Source organism: Salinicola sp. (genome assembly GCF_982684285.1).
This window is the reverse complement of record NZ_CEXLVS010000096.1, coordinates 1-5,975: the sequence shown is the minus strand read 5'-3', so window position 1 is coordinate 5,975 and position 5,975 is coordinate 1. Positions and strand designations below refer to the sequence as shown.

Annotated in this window: 5 protein-coding genes and 1 pseudogene; 5 read left to right on the top strand and 1 reads right to left on the bottom strand. The window is 67.5% G+C overall.

All coding sequences use genetic code 11. The features are described 5' to 3' along the window. The 5 genes and pseudogenes from AC3AYF_RS10150 to AC3AYF_RS10130 all read left to right on the top strand — a co-directional run. A pseudogene (locus AC3AYF_RS10150) lies at positions 1–248 on the top strand (ribulose-phosphate 3-epimerase); the annotation flags it as partial. A 6-nt stretch (positions 249–254) separates the two neighbouring features. Continuing rightward, positions 255–593 carry a GIY-YIG nuclease family protein gene (locus tag AC3AYF_RS10145; protein WP_365676820.1) on the top strand — a complete coding sequence of 113 codons (339 nt, stop codon included), beginning with the start codon at positions 255–257 and terminating at the stop codon, positions 591–593. A gap of 42 nt (positions 594–635) precedes the next feature. Next, positions 636–1,382, top strand: coding sequence for a ParA family protein (locus AC3AYF_RS10140; RefSeq protein ID WP_295036181.1), 747 nt, complete (start codon positions 636–638; stop codon positions 1,380–1,382). Positions 1,383–1,456: 74 nt separating this feature from the next. Continuing rightward, a complete protein-coding gene (locus AC3AYF_RS10135) occupies positions 1,457–3,184 on the top strand; it encodes a VRR-NUC domain-containing protein (RefSeq protein ID WP_295036182.1) in 1,728 nt (575 codons plus the stop codon). Then, on the top strand, positions 3,181–5,496 hold the full coding sequence (locus tag AC3AYF_RS10130) for an ATP-dependent DNA helicase (RefSeq protein ID WP_295036183.1): 2,316 nt from the start codon (positions 3,181–3,183) through the stop codon (positions 5,494–5,496). Before AC3AYF_RS10135 ends, AC3AYF_RS10130 begins: the two co-directional genes overlap by 4 nt. Here AC3AYF_RS10130 and AC3AYF_RS10125 read toward each other — a convergent pair. Next, positions 5,493–5,975 (bottom strand): RidA family protein (locus AC3AYF_RS10125; RefSeq protein ID WP_487779698.1); only part of this gene is annotated, 483 nt, incomplete at its 5' end. The genes AC3AYF_RS10130 and AC3AYF_RS10125 overlap by 4 nt on opposite strands.

Genomic DNA, 5,975 nt, shown 5'->3' with positions numbered 1-5,975 from the left:
GCCAGTCCTTCATTCCCGCCGCACTGGACAAGCTACGGGAAGCGCGTCGACGCATCGACGCCAGTGGCTTGCCGATCCGGCTGGAGGGCGACGGGGGGGTCGACCCGGACAATATCGCCGACATCGCCAGAGCGGGCGCGGATACCTTCGTTGCCGGTTCGGCGATCTTCAAGGCCCGCAGCCTCGACGATGCCCATCGCTACGACGGCGTGATCGGCAGGATGCGCGCGGCGCTGGCCGGGAGCTGAAACCGAGTGTCGAAACCAGTCGACCCGACGGCCAGAGCGCAGCCACGGTGGTGGTACCTCTATCTGATCGAGACCGCCAACGGTGCGCTCTACACCGGTATTACCACCGATGTCGAGCGGCGTTTCGCCCAGCACGCCAACGGCAAGGGAGCGCGGGCGCTGCGCGGCAAGGGGCCGCTGACCCTGCGGCACGCCCAGGCGGTCGGCAGTCACGGCGACGCGCTCCGGCTCGAGGCGGCGATCAAGCGACTCAGCGCGGCCGGCAAGCGGTGCTGGATCGAGCGTCAGGCGCTGTCATCATCTTGTCATCGAAACGTCATCTTGGCGGATCCCCCCACGCCGTAGAATTCGAGCACTATCCGACGACTCAGTGGGAACGTTTCGATCATGAAAGTGGTGGCCCTGCACAACCTCAAAGGCGGCGTCGGCAAGAGCTCGGCCGCCGTCAACCTGGCCCGGGAAGCCAATCGCGACGGCCTGCCGGTTCTGCTGTGGGACCTCGATGCGCAGGGTGCTTCCACCTGGATACTCGGCGGGGAGAACGGCATGAGCCGCAAGGTCGGCAAGCTGCTGGCGGGAAAATCCCCGCTGGGCGAGCAGGTCCAGCACACGCCGTGGGAGCGTTTCGATCTGTTGCCGGCGGATATCCGGCTGCGCGATCTCGACCGTATCCTCGAAGACAAGGCCGACGGCGACAAGCACCTCAAGCGGCTGATCGCACCGTTCAGCGAAGAGTATGCGCTGATGGTCCTGGACTGCCCGCCTGGGCTCTCCACCCTGGCCGACCAGTTGATCCGTGCCGCCGATCGCATCCTGGTGCCGACCATCCCCAGCCCGCTGTCGGTACAGGCCTTCTCGCGCATGATCGAACATCTCGATCTCAAGAAACGCCAGCGCCAGCGGCTCACGCCCTTCTTCAATCTGGTCGACCGGCGGCGCACGCTGCACCGCGAGTGGCTCGAGGCGCCGCCGGCTGCCATCGGGGCGCCGATGCAGACCTGGATTCCCTACGCCAGCGACGTCGAGCGCATGAGCCTGGAGTGCCGTCCGCTGGCCGACCTGGCGCCACGCAGTCGCGCCACCCACGCTTACCGGCGTCTATGGCAGGAGCTCAAGACGGAACTGGGCGAATAGCCACGACAACGCTTCGAACGCCTCTCTTGGGTCTGTATACTTACCCAGTGTTTTGAGTCTACGCTGGGGACGCCATGGCGCTGCCGACGCTCGAAGATCCGCTCTACTATCTCGCCAACTTCCGCCGCGTCCTCGACTGGCTGACGTCGCGTTACGCCGACCTCCTGAGTGTCGACGAGGCCGCTTTCATCGCTGATTTCCAACGTCTGCCCCAGCCCTCCCAGGCGCTGCTGGTCAGGATGATCATGCGCCGGGGCGTTGATTTTCGGGCCAGCCGCCTCGACTATGCGGAGATTGGCGATACGCGGGCGGCGGCCGAGCCGCTGATCGCGGCCGGCTGGATCGAGGAGGGCGCGCCGCTGTCGCTGGAGGCGCTGTTCGCGCTGACGACCCGGCCGGAGCTCGGTGCACAGCTGGGCGGCTGGCTGGCGACATGCGGTCTCTCCCGGGGGGCCGGCAAGGGGGTATGGCTGGCGGCGCTGCAGGCAGGGTCTCCCGAGCCCCGCCCTCTGGCCGAGTGGGCGCCGGGACTCGAGGATCGTCACTACCGGCTGAGCGTCGATGCGATGTGCGAGCGTTTCCGGCTGATGTTCTTCGGCAATCTGCGTCAGCAGTGGTCGGAGTTCGTGCTGGCGGAGCTCGGCGTCTACCGTTTCGAGACCATCGAGCTGGAGGCAACCTCGCGAGCGTTCTCCCGGCGCCAGGAACTGGAGGCCTATCAACACCTGCACCGCTGCCGGGAGCGTTTCGAGGCCGATGAAGCGATGGAGTCGCTGCTGGCCGATATTCCACGCCTGCCGTTTGCCAATGAGTGGCTGGAGCGTCGCCGGGGGCGGTTGATCTACAAGCTGGCCTACCGTCTCGAACGCCAAGGCGAGCTCGATCAGGCCCTGGCGCTCTATCAAGACTGCTCGGCACCGGAGGCGCGGCTCCGCCGGATCCGGGTGCTGGAGGCGCAGCAGGCAATCACCGATGCGCTGGCCCTGGCCGAGCGGGCGGCAGCCGATCCCGTCAACGCGGCGGAACGCCAGGCTCTGGAACGGGTGCTGCCCCGGCTTCGTCGCAAGCTCGGCCTGGCGCCGGGGCGTCGGCCGCAAGCAACGCCGCCGCTGCGTCTGGACCTGGTATTGCCCCGCGCCACCAGCGTCGAGCGGGCGGTGGCCCGGCATCTCTGTCGTGACGAGGCGCCGGTCTGCTATGTCGAGAACGCGCTCGTCAATGGTTTGTTCGGGCTGCTCTGCTGGGAAGCGATCTTCGCGCCACTGCCCGGCGCCTTCTTCCATCCGTTCCACTCGGGGCCGGTGGATCTGTTCGAGGCGGATTTCCAAGTGCGCCGGCGCGACCGGTTCGACAGCTGCCTGGCGGCGCTCGAGACGGGCGACTATGGCGCGATCATCCGTCGACGCTATCGCGAGAAGTGGGGGATCCAGTCGCCCTTCGTGTTCTGGGAAGCGCTCGACGAGCACCTGCTGGAGCTGGCCCTCCAGTGCATCCCGGCGCGCCACCTGCGGCTCTGGTTCGAGCGGCTGCTCGGCGACGTCCGTGCCAACCGTGCCGGAATGCCGGATTTGATCCAGTTCTGGCCGGAGGACGCTGAGCCCTCGCAGGCGACGCGTTATCGCATGATCGAAGTGAAGGGCCCAGGCGATCGCTTGCAGGACAACCAGAAGCGCTGGCTCGATTTCTGCGCCCGACACGACATGCCGGTCAGTGTCTGCTACGTCAGTTGGGACCCCGAGGGCGATATCGAGGCGCCAGGCCTGTCCGGTTCCGATACGGCCGTCGCCGGGGGCGACTCTTGAGCTATCGGATCGCCGTTCGGGCGCTGAGCGAGTTCGCTGCCAAGCGAGGTGATCTCGATCTGCGCTTCACGCCGTCGCCCTCGGCACAGGAGGGGATCGCCGGCCATCAACTCGTCGCGGAGCGCCGCGGGGAGCGTTACGAGCGCGAGATTGCCTTGGCCGGCAGCTATCATCACCTGGAGGTACGCGGGCGTGCCGATGGCTACGATCCCGACGCCAATCGGCTGGAGGAGATCAAGACCCATCGCGGCGATCTCGCCCGTCAGCCGGCCAATCAGCGCGCGCTGCACTGGGCCCAGGCCAAGACCTATGGACACCTGCTGTGTGCCGAACGCGGGCTGGACCGGCTCACGGTGACGCTGGTCTATTTCGATATCGTAAGCCAGCGAGAAACGCCTCTGGCCGAGCAGTGCTCCGCCGAGGCCCTGCGTGCCGAGTTCGAGGCGCACTGTCAGGCATTTCTGGCCTGGGCGCAGCAGGAGCTGGCCCATCGCCGCCGCCGGGACAACGCTCTGAAGTCGCTCCGCTTTCCCCATGCCGGTTTCCGTGAGGGCCAGCGTCCGTTGGCCGAATCCGTCTACAAGGCCATCCACACCGGGCGCTGGCTGATGCTGCAGGCGCCCACCGGTATCGGCAAGACGCTGGGGACGCTGTTTCCACTGCTCAAGGCGATGCCGGGCGAGCCGCTGGACAAGATCTTTTTTCTGACGGCCCGCAACACCGGGCAGCGACTCGCCCTCGAGGCGCTGCAGACGCTGGGCGCAGGAGGCCGTTGCCACCGCGCCGAGTCGCGTGTCCCCGCGCCCGACGAGACCGGGGCGCTGCCCCTGCGGGTGCTGACGCTGACGGCCCGCGACAGGAGCTGTGAGCACCCCGACAAGGCGTGTCACGGCGACTCCTGCCCGCTGGCCGCCGGTTTCTACGATCGCCTGCCCGCGGCCCGCGCGGCGGCGGTCGAACGCGGCTGGCTCGATCGTGCCGGCCTGCGGGACACGGCACTCGCCCACCACATCTGCCCCTATTACCTCGGCCAGGAGATGGCGCGCTGGGCCGATGTCGTCGTCGGCGACGTCAACTACTGGTTCGATTTTCACGCCATGCTCTATGCCTTGAGCCAGCAGCAGCAGTGGCGGGTCGGCGTGCTCGTCGACGAGGCTCACAATCTGGTGGAACGCGGGCGCGGCATGTACAGCGCGACGCTGGACCACGGCGCTTTCCGACGCCTGAAGCCGACGTTGCCGGCGCCGCTCAAGCGGCCGTTCTCGCGGGTGGCCGCCATCTGGCAGGCGCTGGCGGACGAGAGCGAATCGGACTATCGGGTCATCGAGACGCTGCCCGGCAAGCTGATCGGGGCGCTGCAGCAAGCGGTCTCTCAGGTCGTCGAGTATCAGAGCGAGCAGCCGATCGCGCTCGACGGCGAACTGCAGCGATTCGCCTTCGACGCCCAGCACTTCTGCCGCGTCGCCGATGTCTTCGGCGAGCATTCGATCTGTGACGTGACCCGCCAGGCGCCCCGCGGACGCCAGCGCCGCGCGGGGGCGCAGGTGACGTTGCGCAACGTGGTGCCGGCGCCGTTCCTGGCGCCGCGATTCGCCGCGGCGCATGGCGGCACTCTGTTTTCCGCCACGCTGACCCCGGAAGCCTACTATCGCGATCTGCTCGGCGTAACACCGGACGCGCCGTGGCTATCGCTGGATTCGCCGTTCCACGACTCGCAGCTGGCGGTACACGTTGCCGCATCGCTGTCGACGCGCTATGCCGATCGCGAGGCCTCGCTCACTCCGCTGGCGGACCGGATCGCCGCCCAGTTCCGGGCGCGGCGCGGCAACTACCTGGCGTTCTTCTCGAGCTTCGCCTATCTCGAACGGGTCGCCGATCGTCTGGTCGAGCGCCATCCCGACGTGCCGTCATGGCGGCAGGCCTCACGCATGGATGATGCCGCCCGGGAGGCATTCCTGGCCCGGTTCGATGCGAGCGGGGAGGGGGTAGGCTTTGCCGTCCTGGGCGGGATCTTCGGCGAAGGCATCGATCTCCCCGGCGATCGCCTGATCGGCGCCTTCGTCGCGACGCTGGGATTGCCGCAGGTCAACCCCGTCAACGAGCAGATGCGCGTCAGGCTGCAGGCGCTCTACGGTCGTGGCTACGATTACGCCTATTTTTTCCCGGGCATGCAGAAAGTGGTGCAAGCCGCCGGGCGCGTGATTCGCTCGCCGCAGGACGAGGGCGTGATCCACCTGCTCGACGATCGCTTCGGCCGGCGCGAGGCCCGGGCGCTGCTGCCGGACTGGTGGCCAACCGCCAGTCTCGACTAATCGTCGGAGCGAGAGGGCTGCACCGCGGTACACTTGATTTCGACCAGCAGCCCGGGAAGGGCCAGGTCGACGACACCGATGACGGTCCAGGCACAGGTACCCTTGGGGAATACCGCGTCCTTGACCTCTCGGAACGTCTCCATGTGGCGATGCAGGTCCACGTGGTAGGTCGTCATATCGACGACGTCATCGAACGTGCAACCGCCCGCGGCAAGGACACTGCGCAGGTTTTCCCAGCAGGCTCGAAACTGGTCTGCTGGATCCGGTATCACCTCCAGCGCCTGCGTTCGCCCGACTTGCCCCGCGCAGTAAAGGGTGCGACCGACACGTATGGCTGGCGCGTAGCCTGCACGCTCGGCCAGTCGTTCCATCCCCGGGGGGATAATGATCTCCCGCTCGGATTCCGGTGTGTGCGGGCACGGCTCCCGAAGGACACGGTCGCGCGCCGACGCGATCCCGAGAGCCCGGCCGCGCGGCCC